Source organism: Pseudoalteromonas sp. Ld20 (genome assembly GCF_045064175.1).
GTDB lineage: Bacteria > Pseudomonadota > Gammaproteobacteria > Enterobacterales > Alteromonadaceae > Pseudoalteromonas > Pseudoalteromonas neustonica.
The window spans coordinates 103,815-123,585 of the sequence record NZ_JBISHB010000044.1; the positions used below are offsets into that span (position 1 = coordinate 103,815).

Consider the following 19,771-nt stretch of genomic DNA (forward strand, 5'->3'; position numbering starts at 1 on the left):
TTAAAATACTAAAATTAAATGTCGTTTACCGCTGATTAAGCACCGGTAGTATATCTAAGAATGTACCGCAGAGGTACTGCGGATTATAATCACTTAAACTCTCCCCTTGGTTATAACCATAAGTCAACGCAACCACGTCTATCCTGGCTGCTTGCGCCGCTAAAATATCACTTTTTGAGTCACCGATCATAATTGCTTGGCTCGCTTGTACATTTAATTGCTGACAAGCAAACAACAGTGGCTCAGGTGACGGCTTTTTAGCCATATCATCACCACATACTATTACATCAAAATGACTTGTTAAAGCCAACTTATCTAGTAGCTTTTCAGTGAAGCGTCGTGCTTTATTAGTGATTAACGCTTTTGGCATACCGCGTAATGCCGCCAGACCTGTTTCTACATGTTGATATAATACGCTGTACTCGCCGACCAGCTGTTCATAGTGACCATAGAAAAGTGCAATCGCTTTATCTGCAAGCGCTGAGTCTAAATGCTCACTTATTTGCATATCGCCACTTAAGCCTCGTTTAACCAAAACATCAATGCCATTACCCACCCAACTTTCGACTAAACGCTGGCTTACAATCGGAAAAGCTAAGTCAGATAAAGTCAGATTCATCGCTATATATAAATCATACACACTATCGACAAGGGTGCCGTCTAGATCAAACAAAGCGGCTTCATATTTCATTATTTAACAACCTGTAATTGCTCACGCATTTGATCAATAACCACTTTATAATCTGGCTGATTAAAAATTGCAGAGCCCGCAACAAACATATCAGCACCAGCTTCTGCAGCAGCACCAATATTATCTACTTTAATACCACCATCAACTTCTAAACGAATTGCACGGCCTGAATCATCAATAATTTTTCGTGCTTGGCGTAACTTTTCCAAAGTATGAGGAATAAAACTCTGTCCGCCAAACCCTGGATTAACCGACATAAGTAAGATCACATCGAGTTTGTCAATCACATGCTCTAAATAGCTTAAGCTCGTAGCTGGGTTGAATACTAAACCCGCTTGACAGCCGTGATCTTTGATCAACTGTAAAGTGCGATCTATATGCTCACTTGCTTCTGGATGAAAAGTAATAATGGATGCGCCAGCTTCGGCAAATTGCGGGATCAAGCTATCTACCGGTTTTACCATTAGATGCACATCAATTGGCGCTGTAATACCGTAATCTCTCAACGCCTTGCAAACCATAGGGCCGATGGTTAAGTTTGGCACATAATGGTTATCCATGACATCAAAATGGACCACGTCCGCACCTGCGGCTAAAACACGATCAACATCTTCTCCCAATCGCGCAAAATCAGCTGATAAAATTGACGGAGCGATTAAATATTTTGGCAAAGTATCTAACATAAACAAACCCATAGATTCGATTGTGGCTAACTCTTTATGAGTCACAGCCTAAATTGCATGTATGTGCCTAATGTAACCCAAATAGCGAAGATCCCCAAGGATCATCCCAATATAGAACATATGCTCTATTGCAGATATCTAAAGAGCAATTAAAAAACAACTTTTTTAAAACATTACATTTACCTTAAGCTATTAATTATATTAAACATTTATATTTGTTAAGTATAAATTAAGGTTGTTATTTAAGCATTCTTTATGTATGCTTGGGTAAGTCATACCACTTTGGGTTAGATAAAATGCGTGCTTTTAAAACTGGGATCTTAATTGCTACTGTTGTCACTACTTTAACAGTAACCTATTTTTCTCAAAATGATGATGTAATCATCGCTGCCAATCATTGCCAAAACAATGCAGAGGTTATCTCTGTCGTACCTGTTCACTGTATGCACCTTGAACAAGAGTCTAGTTGGATGTCTTGGATCACTGGCGACAGCCGTAGTGCACAATTTCATTACTTAGATTTATTAGAATTGCTTACCAGCTCAGATGAACCAAAAAAAGCACGCTCACTTAGCCCGAACTTTTAATTAAATGCGACAACTACTCGATGCTCTACAAAGTGTCGTAGCGGCTTTTTTTGGTGTGCAATCTGAAAAAAAGCGCCAATCTGACTTCAAACAACACTCCCCATTGAGTATTATTCTCATCGCTATTGTTTTATTTGTATTTTTTGTAGCCGCTATTTATGGCGTGGTGACTTGGGTGCTAAATACATAGCCATTAGTTCATTTACTTTATTGCGTGAACCACCTTTTGGGCTGATAGTCCGCTTTACTTGAATTTCATTCAGCGTTGCTTGACTGTATATTTTTCGCGTCCAGACAGTATCATGGTTCGAAATCAATACCGGTGTCTTTTGCTCAAAGGCTGCTTGCTCAGCTAAGTTCGCTAAGTTCGCTTGATCATCTAAATTAAAGCCCCCTTTAGCATAAGAGGTAAATGACGCTGTTTTACTTAAAGGCACATACGGTGGATCGCAGTAAATTACCGCATTGCTGGGTACTAACTTAAACACATCATCATAACCTAGACAGGTAAATGTGGCTTGCTGCGCTTTCTCAGCAAAAAAGTACATTTCTTTTTCAGGAAAATAAGGACGTTTATACTTACCAAATGGAACATTAAAAATTCCCTTCAGATTATAACGACACAAACCATTGTAGCCATGACGATTCATGTACAAAAATAAAATAGCACGCTCATAAATGTCATTACTTTGATTAAACTGCACACGGTAATCATAGTAAGCATCAGCATGGTTATTAAGATCTACAAACAGTTTTTTTGCATCACTTATAAATTCATCTGGCGAGCTTTTTAATTCATTATAAAGATTGATCAGATCAGCATTTATATCATTTAAAATATAATGCTTAAAATCAGTATTTAAAAATACTGAACCAGCACCCACAAACGGTTCAACTAATGTGTCAGCATGCTTGCTCGCTAGATTCAAACGGGCACTAATATCTTCAACTAAGCTGTATTTTCCGCCGGCCCATTTAAGGAAGGCTCTGGTCTTTTTCTGCATCGGCTCTTTACTTCAAACGTGTGTAGCGCAATTTTACACTAATCAGTACTAATTTACTGATCTAGTAATGCAATTTCTTGTTTTATTTTGGCAATTTTTTTATAAAAAGGCTGATTTTTACGAACTTGCTCAGGTAGGCTTGGTAACACAGCGCGCGCTGCTTGCATACTTGGATAATTACCATAGGTGACAACCCACCACAGCTTTCCATTGCGCCATGTTTGGTACACTTTAGCATTTGCTTGTAATTGCTGTTGGGCAATAAATTGCTCACTAACAGACTGCTGAGTAACGGCTAATAATTGAATAACTACATTGTTGTCCGTTTGTGATAAATACCACGCATTATCTGCTGGTAATTCTGCAATCGAAACGTCGATTACCTTGCTTGGTTGTTCAACAATATTTACTGGATCTTTCTTTTGCTCACTTATGGCTAAACTATCTAAAATAGCCGCTACGTTATTTTTATGAGTGGCAGAGGGTGACTCAATTGCATCAAGCTCAATTGGTGTATCGTTGGCGATAGCATTAACTTTACTACTCTTTGTTTCAATACTTTCATCTACAAGCAACTGCTCACTATCCGTATTATCGGCCAATGTAATTACATCTGTGTTCTGTCTATCCTCAGCACCTGATTTAAACGTGTTAACACTTAATGCGGTAGGAATTGCTTGCTCAGGCTGCACCTGATAAACGTCTTTCCACCAACGGGTCATATCTGACTGGTATAAAAAACCAATAATCAATAACATAATAATCAGCATTAATGTTACTAAATGAATTGGCCATGATGGCTTCGCTTTTGGTTCAACTTTTGCGCTATGCAGGGTCGGCTCCCAAGCTAAGAGTAAACTAGGATTACCGTGAGTTTCATGCAAAAAAGTTTGAAAAACAGGATCTTCATTTATCGGGAGATCTTTAAAATACCAGCTCATAAGCTGCTTACTTTCAGCAATTGATAACGCTTCAAGATGAATTTCTACACTACTACTAAATTGTGCCACAACCTGTGTGGCAACTAAGATATACAACGTAGTGGGACTTTGCTTTGCAAGTTTAACTAACTCTTCAGCCATTTCATCTGACAGGTGTCTTCCACCATCGAGAACCCATAAACACGCACCACAATTTTGCTGCTTCGCAAGCTGATAAAAATTCTCTGACAAACTAAGGTTTTGATCTATTAATGGTGCACGAAAGCTCTGTTCAAGTAATTCACCCATTAATTGAACGTCGGTCATTCGAGCCGATAGCTGAACAAATGCTTTATTAAAGTCGCTATATTTATCTGTAATGAAGGTTTCTAGAAGGTAACTTTTACCAAGCCCTGAAGAGCCTAGCAGAGCAATAAGACTTTGCCCGTATTCAAACTGAAGGGCAATACGATCAACCAAAGCCGCACGGCTTGGTAAGATTTGCGATTGCATTAGCGCCCTATTAAATCTCGGACTTGCTGATCTGAGACATCATCAACCAATGCACATTGGCCAAATTGAGTAGGTAAAATAAAACGAATAGTCCCTTTTTTATTCTTTTTATCTTTACGCATATGATGCAAAAAGTGCTCACTAGTCATAATCTCAGGGATCACAACAGGTAAATTATACTTGCTAATCAAGTCACACACTCTTGTCACTTCTTGCTCGGTTAAATCACCTCGCGTATGTGCAAGTTGCACAGCTAATACCATACCTGTCGCTACAGCTTCGCCATGTAGCCACTGTCCGTACCCCATTTGAGCTTCAATTGCATGAGCAAATGTATGACCCAAATTAAGTAAAGCCCGCAGACCTGCTTCTTTTTCATCTTGTGCAACTATTAACGCTTTGATTTCACAACAACGAAAAATAACATGCTGAATTGTTTCTTCATCCAAAGCTTGTAACTGAGCAACATTGTTCTCTAAAAAACCAAATAGCTCAGTATCGTAAATTAAACCATATTTTATGACTTCAGCCATACCGGCTGCAAATTCACGAGCAGGAAGTGTATGCAATGATTTAGTATCGATAAACACGGCTTGTGGCTGATAAAATGCCCCAATCATGTTTTTACCCAAAGGATGGTTAACCGCTGTCTTACCGCCAACTGATGAATCAACTTGCGATAGTAATGTAGTTGGTACTTGAATAAACGGAACACCGCGTTGATAACACGCAGCAACAAAGCCAGTAAGATCACCTATAACACCACCACCAAGAGCGATTAAACAGGTATCTCTGCCACAATTATTTTCAAGTAGGAATGCTGAAATTTTCTCAAACCATTCTAGTGATTTATATTGCTCACCATCTGGAATTATAAAATTTAGCGGATTTAAATCAGCTAATAACGCCATTGCATCACTTAAGTATAAAGGTGCAATGGTGTCATTAGTGATAATGATAGGTCGACAATCACCAATATGATGAAGTAGCCTGTCAGTCTGTTGAAGTGCAGATTGACCAATATAGATAGGATAACTTCGCTCGTCTAAATTAACAGTTAATTCAAGCATCGCTAGCATCCTTTCTTATTGGTATTTAAAAATCTAATTTCTCAATGATTTGATTAGCAACAACTTTAGCGCTTTGCTCATCAGTGCGTACAGTAAAATCAGCAACTTCTTTATATAACGGTTCGCGTTCTTCAGCTAAGCGCTCTAATACATCACGAGGTGCTTCTTCTGTTTGCAGTAATGGGCGACGCTTGTCGCGCTGCGTGCGTGCAACTTGCTTTTCGATAGGTGTCTCTAGGTATACAACGATACCTCGAGCCGAAAGCTTATTTCGAACTTCTTTACTCATCACGGAACCACCACCAGTTGCAAGTACAATACCTTGCATTTCGGTTAAGTCACCAATGACGCCTTCTTCACGAAGTCGAAAGCCTTCTTCACCTTCAAGATCGAACACCCAGGCAATATCTGCACCGGTACGGCGTTCGATTTCTTGATCAGAATCGACAAATTCAAGGTGCAATTGGTCAGCAATGTGACGACCAATTGTGCTTTTGCCAGCCCCCATAGGACCAACTAGAAATATATTACGTTTCTCAGCCATATCTTTTAGTACAAACGAACTCTAAAATTTGAAATAAAACCCCGCCTAACGACCTGGCCCCAAAATTAAGGAGGGGATTATCTCAGTAATTGATTAGGTATTTCAAGTCAAATAGAACAAAAAGCCAACTAACGAGCAATTAAAGTGAATAAATGCTCATTGATTAAGAAAAAACCGACCAAAAATAGGTTCGGCTAACATTTTGCGGTCAAAAAACATCCAACCCAAAGTGCTTTTATTGTGGTGTGATACCTAAGCCATAACTTTTCTATGGCTTAATAACACAATATTTCCACCATTCTCTCTATTTTTACCCACATTTACATTTCAATATGGGTAAAAACATTCTCATATTATAGCCGTTTAAAATCCAAGTTGGTGAGTATTTAAGTACGCACCAACTAAAAAATAAAACGCTACAAAAATATTAAACTAACACAAGTCGAGAGCGAAATTAATCAACTTGAATCTTAGGTGTTACAAATATCAACAACTCTTTTTTCTCATTAAACTCACTGGTACTTCTAAACAATACGCCTAAATAAGGAATATCGCCCAATAATGGTACCTTTTTGGTTGAATTAATGATCTGTTGTTGGAATATTCCACCCAGTACAATTGTTTGGCCATTTTCTACCAATACTTGCGTTTTAATTTGCTGTGTATCAATAGCAACCGCTTGGCCTGTTCCCGTCTGTACTGTATCACCACGTGTATCTTGGGTAATTACTAAATCGAGTATCACTTTATTATCTGGTGTGATGTGAGGCGTCACCTCGAGACTTAGTACTGCCTTTTTAAATGTTACGGTTGTTGCACCACTTGAAGCTGATTCTACATAAGGTATTTCAGTACCTTGTTCAATCCTCGCTTTTTGTTGGTTTGCAGTCGTAATACGTGGACTTGCGATAATCTCACCGCGATTTTCTTCTTCCAACGCCGTTAACTCTAAATCTATCAAAGTACCATTTGCCAGTTTAGCAACGTGCATACCAATACTGCCCGCTGGGTTCGCAATAGGTAAGTTGATATTTAAGCGATCGGATACACCTGGTATTGTGCCATTAGAAATTGTATTAGCGCCTTCTAAAGTCCCTGAAATACCATCACTGCCTTGCTGATCACTGAATCCCCAACGAATACCCAAATCTTCTTTTACATTATCACGCACTGTTACCATACGAGATTCTATTAAAACCTGCCTTACTGGGATATCTAGCGTTTCAACCATTCGGCGAATACTTTCAATACTACCAACCGTATCTTTAATTAGAAGCGTATTAGTACGCTTATCAACAGATACACTGCCGCGCTGACTTATAATACTGTTAGTATCCGTTTTTAATAAATCAGCAAACTCTTCTGCTTTTGCATAATTTAAACGAATGTACTCACTGTATAACGGCTCTAACTCTTCAACTTGTTGCTTTGCTTTAAGCTCTTTCGCTTCACGCTCTGCAAATTCTTCTGATGGAGCAACCATTAAGATTGAACCATCCATACGCTTATCTAGGCCCTTAACTCTTAAGACTACATCTAAGGCTTGATCCCAGGCAACGCCATCTAAGCGCAAAGTAATATTTCCCTCAACAGAATCACTCGTTACCAAGTTAAAGTCGTTGTACCCTGCAATAATTTGCAAAACGGCGCGTACTGAGATGTCTTGAAAATTTAGAGTCATAGGACGACCCTGATATTCCTTGCCACCATCTAAATATGAACGTTGAGTATTATCTTTTTCTACACTTAAAGTAAGAATGTTTTCTATTTGCTGGTAAGTAAATTTAAAAGCTGCATTAGGTGCAACCACCATTCTACTTACACTACCTTCTTTAAATGTCTCAATTGAGCTGACGACCGTACCAAAATCAAGCACATCCAATTCATACAAAAGCTCATCGAGAATATCTGTATGATGGAAGTCTACAATAATCTTACCACCACTTTCATGTACATCAATAGCCGCTTGAGTGTCCTTTAAGAAGACAAGAACGCGCGCCTCCCCTTTTTCGCCACGGCGAAAATCAATCGATTGAATACTGTTTATATAACTGCCATTGGCGTCACTAGCCTCACCTTCTGGAGTCGCCTCTATTGCTAAAGGGTTATCTGAAACATGCAGTGATAAAAGGTTATCTTTTACTTTAGTTTGATAAATTTTTAATCGCTCTAAGTGAACAGTAACAACTAAATTACCATCAGTGGCAACACTGCTAACTTTCACTATACCTGACTGGTTGATTTGCACGTCACCAAGATCATCGTCAACATCCATTGCGTTAAAACGCATTTCAATGCGAGCTGGGTTATTAAACACCTGAACTTTAGGTGCTTGTTTTAACTCTTCGTCAAATACTAGCTGTAATTCCGTTTCTCCAGCTAATAAAGGATTATAACGAATATCATATAACAGCGGTGCTGCGATCGCTGACTGTGTTATAAACAGGGCTACAACAACAAACATGACATGATGAATGCGACGACTCCAAGATACTCCCTTATACATTTTATTTTTACCTTTTTGATTTTTAACTCGCGTCATTCTTTGGCGCCTCTAACATTTCAAGCTTCGTCAGGCGCTCTTTCCAACAACCAGACCCATCGGGAATTAATTCTAACAATTCTATAAAATCACTTTTAACATTTTGAACTTCGCCATGATACAAACCTAAATAATCCCCAACAGTCACTCTATGCAGGGTTTCGTCTGCGGCTCTTATTAATGCCCACATTTCACCACTTGACCCTAATGTTCCTTTCATCGCTAAATTATCCAAAGGGTATTTTTCTAAAGGTTCACGCATACGCTTTGGATCTGGGTGTAGGCAGTTTTTTACTTGTATCATATTATTTTGAATAATTTCAGGCTGTGGTGCAACAAAAGGACTACGTAGTTGTCGCGAGTTATATTCAAAATGCTCAAACTGAATTAGCTTAGGGATTGCCTCAACTTTTGGCGTTGTACTGGCTTTAACCTGATCAATAAACTCTTTTTGTTCAGAGGTATCATCATTACATGCTGTGATCAGTGCGGTGGCAAAAAAGATAAGCGCTAACTTTTTCATTTTTTAGCCCCTACTTTTTTGGGTTCACTCTCGTAGCGGTATGTTTTCGCTACAACACTAAATATTAGCTTTCCTGAGCTAAAACTATTAACAGAAAAGTCATGCAGGCTTACAATACGCGGCAGTTGAGCTACCTTTCCGACAAAGTCTCCAAATTCATGATAAGTCCCTACCACTTCAATTTTAATCGGTAACTCGGTATAAAATTCTTTTTCAACTTCTGGTAGCCAACCAATTTTTAAAAAGGTTAAACCACTTGTAGTGCCTACATATGATAAGTCATCTAGCAAACCAGGCGTTTCATTCGAGGTGGGTAATCGCTTTAAAAGTAGAGAGAACTTCTCTTCCATTTCAACCATTTGTTGGCGATAAATTTCTAAATTGCTGGCTACAGCGTACTTAACACGATAAGTGCTTCGTAGCTCAACTTCTTGCGAAACAGAGCTATGATAACTGTCAATCTCATCAGAAACCAATAAGCTGTAGCTAAAAAACAAGACTAAGGCAGCAATAAATGCACAGCAAATTATTTTCACTACAATTGGCCAATCACCAATATTTTCTAATTCGATCTCATTCCATTCGATTTCTGTCAATGCTTTGATATCAAGGCTCATTGCTTAACCTCTCCAATTTTATCAAAGGCTTTTACATAAAATTCCATATTAAAATCACTCAACAGACGTGATGACGTTTCACCCGCAACAATACCTTGCATGGTGGGCTTTTCTAATAAATAGGAGCCTTGCACTTCGCGTAGCATGGTCGATAGACGATTATTAGATTCACTACGCCCAACCACATGAATTGTATTACCGCGGCGCTCTAACTTCGTTAGATAAACTCCGGCTGGTACAATTTTGGCAACTTCATCCATAATTTGGGTGCCAAGATTTCGGTTACTCTGCAACTCTTCAATTAGTCGCATACGCTGCTGCAAGCTTTCTTTCTTTTTATCTAACTCTCGTATTTCACGAATCCGCATGTCTAACTGAGTTATTTCAGTACTTAAATAATTATTCTTAATATTTTGACCATCTCTAAGATTGCCATAATACGTGCTCAGCATATACATGCTCAAAAAGCTCACAAACACCACCAAAAATAAGATCGTAGCAAACTTGTTTTGTGATTGCTTTCGTTGCTGTTCACGCCATGGCAGCAGATTTATATGTGGCATGATGAAAAACTCCTTAATGCCAGTCCTGTTGCAATTGCAAACTGCGTACGATGACGCTTGAGCACATTGCGGTCAACTTTAGGTGAAACATCCATATTTTCAAAAGGCTCAGCAACAATAGTATGTATGCCTAACTCTTCAATTAACAATCTATCAAGACCATCTATCATGGCTGTGCCACCAGTCAAAACAATGTAATCTATTTGATCTTTGCCACTGGTGGTTAAAAACATTTGTACAGCACGTCGAACTTGCTGTAACAACGAAGTTTGAAAAGGCGCTAGAACCTCAAAGGTATAATTAGGTGGTAAATCCCCCGTTGTTTTACCTATCTCGGCCTCATCAAAGCTTTTGTTATAGTAAGCTACAATACTATTAGTGTATTGATCACCACCAAAAACTTGGTCTCGCGTATAAATTGTTTCACCGCCGAGCACCACGCTGACCAACATCAACACCGCACCTATATCAACCACAGCAACACATTTGTTAAATGCATCACTTGGTAGTTGTTGATAATAAACGTCCATAGCACGGCTTAATGCGTAGCTTTCAACATCTACAACCTTGGCAATCAAACCTGCAGTCTCCAGTGCACCGACCCTCGCTTCAACACTCTCTGTTCGAGCTGCTGAAAGCAATACGTTCATTTTTGATGGGTCTGCTTCATTGGTTGCCAGTTTTTCAAAATCAAGGCTAACTTCATCAAGTGGGTAGGGAATAAGGCTATCTGCTTCTATTTCTATCTGTGATTCCAGTTCGGCATCACTGAGCGTAACATCCATAAAAATAACTTTCGTGATAACGGTTTGCCCAGATACTGCAACCGCTGCATATTGAACAGCTTTAGGCAATTTGCGCTTTAATTTATTTATAATGTTCCCAATAGCTTCAATATCTTGAATGCTACGTTCGGACATTGCGCCTTTGGGCATGGGCTCAATTGCTAACGCCTCTAGCCGATAGCCACTGTCCGTTTCATTCAGTAACACCGCCTTGATAGCGTGTGAACCGATGTCTATCCCTATCATCACAGATGACGACTTATTAAAGAATTGGCTTAACATGTTTGCAACTTTGCCTTTGTTTTAATAATAAACAAGTTATAATTTTTGTCTGAAAAAATATTATTCATTTTTTAATCAATATATACTATCAGTCTACGATTCTAATTGGGAGTCCATTTCGGGAAAATATACGTGATTTTATTCAAACGAACTTTACAATTTTTTATCATTTGCACATTTCTTGGGCTTATTACTTTACTAAGCCTTTATTATTACGTTAAATCTGACATCCCCAGTGTGCAAGTTTTAAAAGATGTACAACTGCAAACACCGATGCAAGTTTTTTCTCGCGACGGACTGCTCATCAACCAATTTGGTGAAAAACGACGTATTCCCGTTACGATAGATGAGATCCCTCAACCATTAATTGACGCACTTTTGGCTACTGAGGACTCCCGTTTTTACGATCATATAGGCATTGATCCTATCGGTATCGTACGCTCAGCGCTAGTGCTTGTTTCAACTGGCGAGAAAAAACAAGGCGCAAGTACTATTACAATGCAGCTTGCTCGTAACTTTTTCTTAACAAGAGAAAAAGCCTATATTCGTAAAGTTAAAGAAATCTTCATTGCACTGCATATTGAGAACTTACTAACCAAAGATGAAATACTTGCTTTGTATCTTAATAAGATTGAGTTAGGCAATCGTGCTTTCGGTATTGGTGCTGCAGCTCAAGTATACTACGGAAAAGAACTGAAGGAATTAACTTTAGCACAAATGGCGATGCTAGCAGGTTTACCAAAAGCCCCTTCTGCCTTAAACCCTATTCGTAATCCTGAACGTGCTAAAGCTCGACGAAACGTTGTACTTGGCCGAATGCTTGATGAAAAACACATAACGCGTGAACTCTACGAAAGTACGATTAACGAGCCAATTACAGCCCGTTTCCATGGTGCTGAGATTGAGTTATACGCACCTTATATCTCTGAAATGGTACGCGCAGAAATGGTCGAACGCTATGGCTATGAACGCGCTTACAACACTGGTTTTAAAGTTTATACCAGCGTTGAGTCTGATGTACAAAAAGCAGCTCAAACAGCAATTGTTGATAATTTACATGCTTACGATATGCGCCACGGCTACCGAGGTATAACGCAGTTACTGTGGGATTTTGAGACTCAAACCGCATTAAGCCACGCTGATATTATAGATAAACTCAAATCAGTAAAGGAAATTGGCCCATTACTGGCAGCAGCCGTACTGAGCGTTGATGAAAAAACAGCAACTGCGTTACTCAAAAATGGCGAACAAGTGACGCTTGATTGGGATGGTTTAAAATGGGCGCGTAAATACATTACGCGCTACCGCCAAAGTTTTCCGCCTAAAAAAGTAAGCGATATATTCAACCCAGGCGCGCAAATTTGGCTTCGCAAAAATAAAGACAATAGCTATGTACTTAGCCAACTTCCTGAAGCATCAAGTGCATTAGTGTCTTTAGACCCTAATGATGGCCGAATTAAGGCCATTGTCGGCGGCTATAGCTTTGAACAAAGCCAATATAATCGTGCAGTTCAAGCAAAACGACAAGTCGGCTCAAATATTAAACCTTTCATTTACTCTGCTGCGCTTGACAGTGGTTATACGCTGGCCTCAATTTTAAACGATGCGCCAATTAATCAGTGGGATAAAAGCCTAGGTGTTGCATGGCGACCTAAAAATAGCCCTGCGATATATAATGGTCCTATTCGTATTCGCCGCGCCTTAGCACAATCTAAAAACGTTATTTCAGTGCGTTTATTACGTGGTGTTGGTTTGCAGCGTACAGCGGATCATTTACTTAAGTTTGGTTTTCAAAATACAGATATCAATCGCAGTGAATCTTTGGCATTAGGCAGTGCTTCAATAACACCGATAGAACTTGCCCGTGGTATGAGTGCATTTGCAAACGGTGGCCATTTGATTTCACCCTATTTTATAAGCGAAATCCAAGACTTTACTGGTGAAGTACTATTTAAAACTGAGCCTTTGTTAACCTGTGATGCTATAGAAAATGAGCTATTTGCAGATCAAACGTTAACAACGACACAATTAAATCAACACGACCAAAATAACGCAGATATACCCGCCCTCCCCCGCTGTGCTCCGCGTGTCATTTCTAAACAAAATGCATTCTTAGTTGCTGACGCTATGAACAGCGCTATATGGGGTGGTGGCAGTTGGAGTCATAAAACAGGCTGGAGTGGTACAGGTTGGCGCGCACAAGCATTAGATCGACGCGATTTATCTGGCAAAACTGGTACAACCAATGACTCTGTTGATACTTGGTTTAGTGGTTTCAATCGAAACGTATTAACAACCGTTTGGGTAGGTTTTGATAATCCAGGCAATCCACTTGGACGCTCAACTTACAACAATAACTTATCCAGTGCTCAAATTTCCGGTGCTGAGTCTGGTGCAAAAACAGCACAACCTGCATGGGTTGATTTTATGCGTGTAGCGCTTGATGGTAAGCCTGAGGCGCCGATCGAACCGCCTGAAGATCTAGTATCGGTACGTATCGACTTAGCAACAGGACTATTAAGTAAAAAGAATGACTACACTAGCCGCTTTGAATATTTTGATAAAGGTACTGCACCTACTAAATATGTACTGCAAGATGTAGAAAATATATTTGAAGAAGACACAAAAACGGAAGAAGAGCTATTTTAAACAGAATATAGTCTCTTTTAAACTAAAAAAGCGCCAACTTGGCGCTTTTTTGTTATGTTTCTCATAACTTAACTTGGCATCACTTTAAGTTTTGTACTAACCAATATAAATCAGAATGCACACCCGCAGCGGTGACTTCTTTACCTGCGCCGGGGCCTTGAATAACTAACGCATTATCGCTATACCACTGGCTGTTAATCACAAAAATATTATCGCCTGGTGTTAAATTAGCAAGTGCATCGCCTTGTGTCGCATAGGCTAAACCAACTTTAGCCGTTACTTTGCCATCAAGAATTGATAATGCGCCAGTGTAGCGCAGTACTTTATTATCTTTGGCCGCGTCTTGCGCTTTTTCAGCAATAAAATTATCAAGTAAGTGTTTTTTATCCAAGAATGACTGCCAATCCCCTTGTGCTAACTCTGCAGGCATTAACGGTGTTAATGCGATATCATCTAACTCAAGCGTAAGTCCAAGCTCACGCGCTAAAATAAGCAACTTGCGCTGCATATCGCGACCAGATAAATCTTCGCGCGGATCAGGCTCAGTAAAGCCCATCTTCTGCGCTTCTAATACTAAATCTGAAAATGCTACACTACCGTCATAGCTACTGCACAACCAAGATAAAGTACCCGAAAAAACCCCTTCGATATGAGTAATACAATCGCCACTGTTTTGTAAATCAGCTAATGCGAAGTTAATCGGTAAACCGGCACCCACACTGGTGTTATAACGCCACAATAAGTTACGCTCAGCTAAGTTTTGACGCAAACTTTGATACCAGTCGTTATTTGCTGTACCGGCATATTTATTAGCACTAATCATATGACAATCTAAATTAACAAACGCAGGGTAAAGCTTACTAAACGCTTCACTCGCTGTAATATCAATCACTACTTTATGTTCGTAATCTAATTCACCAATATGTGCTAACAGATCTGCTTCTTGGTAGTCTACAGCCTCGTTTTGCCATTGCGTTTGCCACTGTTCAAGTGTTATACCACTTGGGCTAAATAACATAGAACGTGAACGCAATAAACCAACGAGCTTGACACTAAAATGCTGCTGTAAGCGATTAAGCTGCTGACTTAATTGATCAATAAATACCTCACCTACATTACCAATACCAGCAACAATGATCGCGAGCTCTTGACCTTTATTTATTAACTTGTCATGCAGTAATGTAAGTACATCGCTATCAATAGATTGATCGGTAAGCAGTAGTAAATAATCATTATCTTGATGACTAAAACGCGGCGCTAAACTTTGCTCACTCAGCACCTGCGTTGCTTGCTCAAGTAACTGAGTTACATCATTGCGTGGCGCAACAACCGCACAACCATGTAAATTTGATTCTATAATATTAGCTCGCCCTTGCAGGTGGCTGACGACTTGATGCGTCGCTTCTGCTGGTACTAATAGGTATGTATCGCCATTTTGAATAAAATGATGCAGGCTATGTTGAATTAACTGACTTAACTCTCCCACTTCACCAGCACGAAGCTGATCAATGCGCAGTAAATCAATATTCTCCAACGTCGTAATAAACCGTTTAGCTTTACTGTAACCTTCTTTAACAATTTCTGTGGCACTGGCATCCGTATCATAACTACTGCGTACCACTAGTTTTATGTCGGTATTTTTCAAAGGTGATAACGTCTTAGCATGTAAAACAGGGTTACCTAAACGCGCAAGTAAATTAGCTTGACCACGACAGACCTTAGAATACTTAAGCGCTTTTTTAACTTTACGCGGATCAGTACTAAATACACCTTGCGTGTCGGTCCAAATTGACACCTGATTAGCATGACAGTAACTCCCTAATAAAGTGGCACTGTAATCACTGCCATTGCGCCCGAGAGTAATCGTATTGCCCTGACAATCTGACGCAATAAAACCGGTTACAACATTAATACAGTTAGCCGAAACCAAGTCTGCACATGCTTGTTGATTTTTTTGGTGCAGCAACTGCCCGTCATTAAGTGTAAATAACTGGCGCGCATCAATATCTTTCGCCTCAAGTCCTAGTTGCTGTAAATAAGCAGCCAATAAACGGGCTGACCATACTTCACCGTGAGCAAGCAATGAAGCTTCCTGTAAGCTTTGCTGTTGAGCTTGCTGTGCTATTAAGGCTAACTCTTGCTTTAACACATCAATTGCGTCGTATTGCGCTGTTGGGCTTAATAGCTGCTCAATCAAAGTACGCTGATGATTATCAAGCTGTAATAAAATATCACTTACGGCTTGTTGATCTCCTTGCTGATAACTTTGCCATAACTTAACCAACGTATTGGTTGTTTTACCTGCTGCCGACACAACAACACAGTCACCTGCTTCGGTGTGTGCTAAAATAATATTTGCTACGGCTTGATAACGCTCCGCGGAGCTTAAGCTTGAACCGCCAAATTTATGAACTATATTTACCATTTTCTATTACCACAAAGCCGTATGTGCAGGCGTTAATTTGAATGAATTTGTTTGCTCTGTACTTTGCTGCGTCGAGTTACTCTTAGTAGTCGTCGAACTACAATTACCTTGGCCTGGCTTAACTTTGTTAAACACACGTTCTAAATCAGCAACTAAGTCTTTTACATCTTCAATACCCACCGAAATTCTGATCAACGTATCACCCACACCCGCCTCTAAGCGAGCTGTTGCATCCATACCAGCATGAGTCATCGTTGCAGGGTGACATATTAGGCTTTCTACACCGCCTAACGATTCCGCTAAACTGAATTCTTCTAGGCTCGTTAAAAATGCTGCTGCATCATTTACATCACCAGCAATATCAAAACTTACCATGCCACCAAAACCACGTTGTTGTTGTTTTGCTAACTGATGTTGTGGATGAGATTCTAAACCAGGGTAATATACTTGGCTCACATAGGGTGAACTTTCTAAATATTGCGCAATGATAAAGGCATTTTCTTGGTGCTGACGTAAACGTACATTTAAAGTCCGCAGGCCACGTAATGTTAAATAACTATCAAATGGTGCACCTGTAATACCAATATTATTTGCCCACCAAGCAAGCTCGTCACCCAGCTCTTGTGTTGCTGCAATGACAGCGCCGCCAACAACATCGGAGTGGCCATTAATATATTTAGTGGTTGAATGCACAACAATATCAACACCAAATTCAATTGGGTTTTGTAAGGCCGGTGATAAAAACGTGTTATCTGCGCCAACTAAAGCGCCGCACTGCTTTGCAATTGTCGTAATCGCTTTAATATCAGTTAAACGTAAAATTGGGTTGCTTGGTGTTTCAATCCAAATTAGCTTAGGTTTAATCTCAAGTATTTTTTGATGGTTTTCAGCGTTTGTTAAATCTAGAACCACTAATTTTAATAAGCCGCGCTTTTCAAGCGAAGTAAACAAACGGTAGCTGCCGCCATAACAGTCATGTGGAATGACTAACGTATCATCACTATTTAGTAATTGTGTTGCTAAATGTACTGCCGCCATGCCGGTAGCAGTTATAATGCCTTTGGCACCGCCTTCAAGCTTTGCGAGTGTTTCGCCAAGTAGATCACGATTAGGATTACCGCTACGGCCATAATCATATTCGCGCTTAGTATCAAAATCGGCAAATGAATAGGTGGTCGATAGGTGGATAGGAGGCACAACAGCACCGTGATGTTTATCAGCATCAATGCCATTACGTACTGCGATTGTCGCTTTATTTTTTTTGCTCATACCGTCACCTATATTAACTGGATGTTTAGACGTCTAAAAGGTTAGATGATCAAATTTAAGAAGTCAAAACATTTATACCCCTAGATGGCTAAATAACTAGTATTTGACTATCTTTTTTAAAACGATAGAATTTCCGCATCTTTGCGCTACAAAATGGTCGCGCAAACAATTAACAACCTGAGGCAACGATACATCTTATGGCTAAATGGAATGGTGAATATATTCACCCATATGCAGAACACGGGAAAAAATCAGAACAAGTTAAGAAGATCACCGTTTCGATCCCGTTAAATGTATTAAAGGTTTTAACTGATGAGCGTACTCGCCGTCAAATTAATAACCTTAGACATGCAACAAATAGTGAATTACTTTGCGAAGCATTTTTACACGCATTTACTGGCCAACCATTGCCAAACGATGAAGACTTACGTAAAGATAATCCAGAAAAAGTACCAGAAGAAGTTAAAAAGATTATGCAAGAGATGGGTTTAGAAGTGCCTATCCTGAATGAAGACTGATCTTCACCTGTAAATAACGTGCACCTGTTTCAGGCAATGATTTGGATACAAAAAACCTCAATTCAGTGAATTGAGGTTTTTTATTGCCAAATAGTGCCTATTACGCCATATAGTTTTCAGGCATATCAATTTGTGCAACACCTGAATCAATAGCCGCTTGCGCCACTGCTTTTGCAATGCGCGGTAATAAACGCGGGTCCATTGGTTTAGGGATAATATACTGTGGTCCAAATTCAAGTTTATCAACACCTGCTGCTTTTAATACTTCAGCAGGCACTGGCTCTTTAGTAATACTGCGAATTGCCTCAACTGCGGCAATTTTCATTTCATCATTTATTTTGCTCGCACGTACGTCTAATGCACCACGAAAAATAAACGGGAAACACAACACGTTATTTACTTGATTTGGATAATCAGAACGACCCGTTGCCATAATCAAATCATCGCGCGCACCATGAGCAAGCGCAGGTGCAATTTCTGGATCTGGGTTTGAACATGCAAAAACAACTGGCCTATCAGCCATCAGCTTAAGATCTTCCGGTGCAAGCAGGTTTGGTCCTGATACACCAACAAATACATCAGCATCAGCAATAACATCTTGCAAAGTGCGCTTATCTGTATTGTTAGCAAACAACTGTTTATATTCATTTAAGTCATCACGACGCGTATGAATAACACCTTTACGATCAAGCATATAAATGTGCTCACGCAATGCGCCACACTTAATTAATAGCTCCATACATGCAACAGCGGCTGCACCGGCACCCAAACAAACGATAATCGCATCTTCAATGCTTTTACCCTGCACTTCAAGTGCGTTAATCATACCCGCAGCAGTCACAATAGCTGTACCGTGTTGATCATCATGAAACACTGGAATACTACAGCGCTCAATCAATGCTTTTTCAATTTCAAAACACTCTGGGGCTTTAATATCTTCTAGGTTGATACCACCAAAAGTATCAGCAATATTTGCAACGGTATTGATGAAATCTTCTGTGGTTGTGTGTTTTACTTCAATATCAATTGAGTCAAGGCCAGCAAAGCGTTTAAACAACAAAGCTTTGCCTTCCATAACTGGTTTTGAAGCAAGAGGTCCTAAATTACCTAGGCCTAAAATAGCAGTACCATTGGTAATTACTGCAACCATATTACCTTTGCCAGTATATTTATAAGCATTAGCTGGATCTGCGGCAATTTCACGCACAGGCTCAGCCACACCAGGGCTATAAGCTAGAGCGAGATCTTGTACGGTTTCTGCTGGCTTAGTAAGCTCAACACTGATTTTTCCTGGAACGGGGTGCGAATGGTAATGTAAAGCTTGTTCACGAAAGTCTGACATAACGCGATTTTATCCTGCAAGTAAGTTAAAAGTGAGAGTAAGCAGTTCTATTCTATAGTCTGTATCTTGGAACGATACCTATATTACAATTAAATTCAAGCAATATCAGGTCTATCCTGTTATAAGCTAGATCTGTTAATTTTATGCGTTTTATCGACCAGTTTTGTAAAAAAACCTCAAAATCCAGCAATAACACGCCAAGAAAGCATCAAAAAACCTGTTCTAAAATCATCTAAATAGTACT

Annotated in this window: 18 protein-coding genes; 4 read left to right on the forward strand and 14 right to left on the reverse strand. The window is 39.6% G+C overall.

What is annotated here, in order from left to right; translation table 11 throughout:
- Positions 1-25: 25 nt before the first annotated feature.
- Together ACJJVX_RS19540 and rpe are read right to left on the reverse strand one after the other, a co-directional pair.
- Positions 26-691 carry a phosphoglycolate phosphatase gene (locus ACJJVX_RS19540; protein ID WP_405633120.1) on the reverse strand — a complete coding sequence of 222 codons (666 nt, stop codon included), beginning with the start codon at positions 689-691 and terminating at the stop codon, positions 26-28.
- Positions 691-1,374, reverse strand: coding sequence for a ribulose-phosphate 3-epimerase (gene rpe / locus ACJJVX_RS19545; RefSeq protein ID WP_054204950.1), 684 nt, complete (start codon positions 1,372-1,374; stop codon positions 691-693). The genes ACJJVX_RS19540 and rpe overlap by 1 nt, the downstream gene beginning before the upstream one ends.
- 296 nt (positions 1,375-1,670) lie before the next feature.
- Between rpe and ACJJVX_RS19550 the strand changes: the two genes are divergently transcribed.
- Both ACJJVX_RS19550 and ACJJVX_RS19555 read left to right on the forward strand, forming a co-directional pair.
- Entirely contained in the window at positions 1,671-1,961 is a 291-nt protein-coding gene (locus ACJJVX_RS19550) for a hypothetical protein (protein ID WP_054204951.1), read from the forward strand.
- A gap of 4 nt (positions 1,962-1,965) precedes the next feature.
- Entirely contained in the window at positions 1,966-2,151 is a 186-nt protein-coding gene (locus ACJJVX_RS19555) for a DUF2970 domain-containing protein (RefSeq protein WP_082355688.1), read from the forward strand.
- Here ACJJVX_RS19555 and ACJJVX_RS19560 read toward each other — a convergent pair.
- The 9 genes from ACJJVX_RS19560 to ACJJVX_RS19600 all read right to left on the reverse strand — a co-directional run bounded on the left by ACJJVX_RS19560 (position 2,114) and on the right by ACJJVX_RS19600 (position 11,324).
- Positions 2,114-2,965, reverse strand: coding sequence for a Dam family site-specific DNA-(adenine-N6)-methyltransferase (locus ACJJVX_RS19560; protein WP_054204871.1), 852 nt, complete (start codon positions 2,963-2,965; stop codon positions 2,114-2,116). The two genes, ACJJVX_RS19555 and ACJJVX_RS19560, sit on opposite strands and share 38 nt — an antisense overlap.
- 53 nt (positions 2,966-3,018) lie before the next feature.
- Positions 3,019-4,398 carry an AAA family ATPase gene (locus ACJJVX_RS19565; protein WP_405633123.1) on the reverse strand — a complete coding sequence of 460 codons (1,380 nt, stop codon included), beginning with the start codon at positions 4,396-4,398 and terminating at the stop codon, positions 3,019-3,021.
- Positions 4,398-5,468 (reverse strand): 3-dehydroquinate synthase, encoded by a 1,071-nt coding sequence (aroB, locus tag ACJJVX_RS19570; protein ID WP_405633125.1) that lies wholly within the window; start codon positions 5,466-5,468, stop codon positions 4,398-4,400. The genes ACJJVX_RS19565 and aroB overlap by 1 nt, the downstream gene beginning before the upstream one ends.
- A 25-nt stretch (positions 5,469-5,493) precedes the next feature.
- Entirely contained in the window at positions 5,494-6,012 is a 519-nt protein-coding gene (gene aroK, locus ACJJVX_RS19575; protein WP_054204874.1) for a shikimate kinase AroK, read from the reverse strand.
- 454 nt (positions 6,013-6,466) lie between these two features.
- Positions 6,467-8,518 carry a type IV pilus secretin PilQ gene (locus tag ACJJVX_RS19580; protein ID WP_405633184.1) on the reverse strand — a complete coding sequence of 684 codons (2,052 nt, stop codon included), beginning with the start codon at positions 8,516-8,518 and terminating at the stop codon, positions 6,467-6,469.
- Positions 8,519-8,540: 22 nt separating this feature from the next.
- The gene (locus ACJJVX_RS19585; protein ID WP_054204876.1) at positions 8,541-9,077 is read right to left on the reverse strand and encodes a pilus assembly protein PilP; all 537 of its coding nucleotides are present in this window, start codon (positions 9,075-9,077) and stop codon (positions 8,541-8,543) included.
- Positions 9,074-9,694 (reverse strand): type 4a pilus biogenesis protein PilO, encoded by a 621-nt coding sequence (locus ACJJVX_RS19590; RefSeq protein WP_054204877.1) that lies wholly within the window; start codon positions 9,692-9,694, stop codon positions 9,074-9,076. Before ACJJVX_RS19590 ends, ACJJVX_RS19585 begins: the two co-directional genes overlap by 4 nt.
- Entirely contained in the window at positions 9,691-10,257 is a 567-nt protein-coding gene (locus ACJJVX_RS19595; protein WP_054204878.1) for a PilN domain-containing protein, read from the reverse strand. Before ACJJVX_RS19595 ends, ACJJVX_RS19590 begins: the two co-directional genes overlap by 4 nt.
- Positions 10,245-11,324, reverse strand: coding sequence for a pilus assembly protein PilM (locus ACJJVX_RS19600; protein WP_405633129.1), 1,080 nt, complete (start codon positions 11,322-11,324; stop codon positions 10,245-10,247). The genes ACJJVX_RS19595 and ACJJVX_RS19600 overlap by 13 nt, the downstream gene beginning before the upstream one ends.
- Before the next feature lie 132 nt (positions 11,325-11,456).
- Here ACJJVX_RS19600 and ACJJVX_RS19605 point away from each other — a divergent pair, with 132 nt between their 5' ends.
- On the forward strand, positions 11,457-13,973 hold the full coding sequence (locus ACJJVX_RS19605; RefSeq protein WP_169326849.1) for a PBP1A family penicillin-binding protein: 2,517 nt from the start codon (positions 11,457-11,459) through the stop codon (positions 13,971-13,973).
- A 79-nt stretch (positions 13,974-14,052) separates the two neighbouring features.
- On the opposite strand, the gene metL is transcribed toward ACJJVX_RS19605, so the two are convergent.
- Together metL and metB are read right to left on the reverse strand one after the other, a co-directional pair.
- Positions 14,053-16,398, reverse strand: coding sequence for a bifunctional aspartate kinase/homoserine dehydrogenase II (gene metL, locus ACJJVX_RS19610; RefSeq protein WP_054454774.1), 2,346 nt, complete (start codon positions 16,396-16,398; stop codon positions 14,053-14,055).
- Positions 16,399-16,404: 6 nt separating this feature from the next.
- Positions 16,405-17,667, reverse strand: a complete 1,263-nt coding sequence (gene metB, locus ACJJVX_RS19615) for a cystathionine gamma-synthase (protein WP_054204882.1) — start codon at positions 17,665-17,667, stop codon at positions 16,405-16,407.
- A gap of 197 nt (positions 17,668-17,864) precedes the next feature.
- Between metB and metJ the strand changes: the two genes are divergently transcribed.
- The gene (gene metJ, locus ACJJVX_RS19620) at positions 17,865-18,185 is read left to right on the forward strand and encodes a met regulon transcriptional regulator MetJ (protein ID WP_054204883.1); all 321 of its coding nucleotides are present in this window, start codon (positions 17,865-17,867) and stop codon (positions 18,183-18,185) included.
- A gap of 100 nt (positions 18,186-18,285) precedes the next feature.
- On the opposite strand, the gene ACJJVX_RS19625 is transcribed toward metJ, so the two are convergent.
- Positions 18,286-19,527 carry a malic enzyme-like NAD(P)-binding protein gene (locus ACJJVX_RS19625; protein WP_054204884.1) on the reverse strand — a complete coding sequence of 414 codons (1,242 nt, stop codon included), beginning with the start codon at positions 19,525-19,527 and terminating at the stop codon, positions 18,286-18,288.
- Between the last annotated feature and the right edge of the window lie 244 nt (positions 19,528-19,771).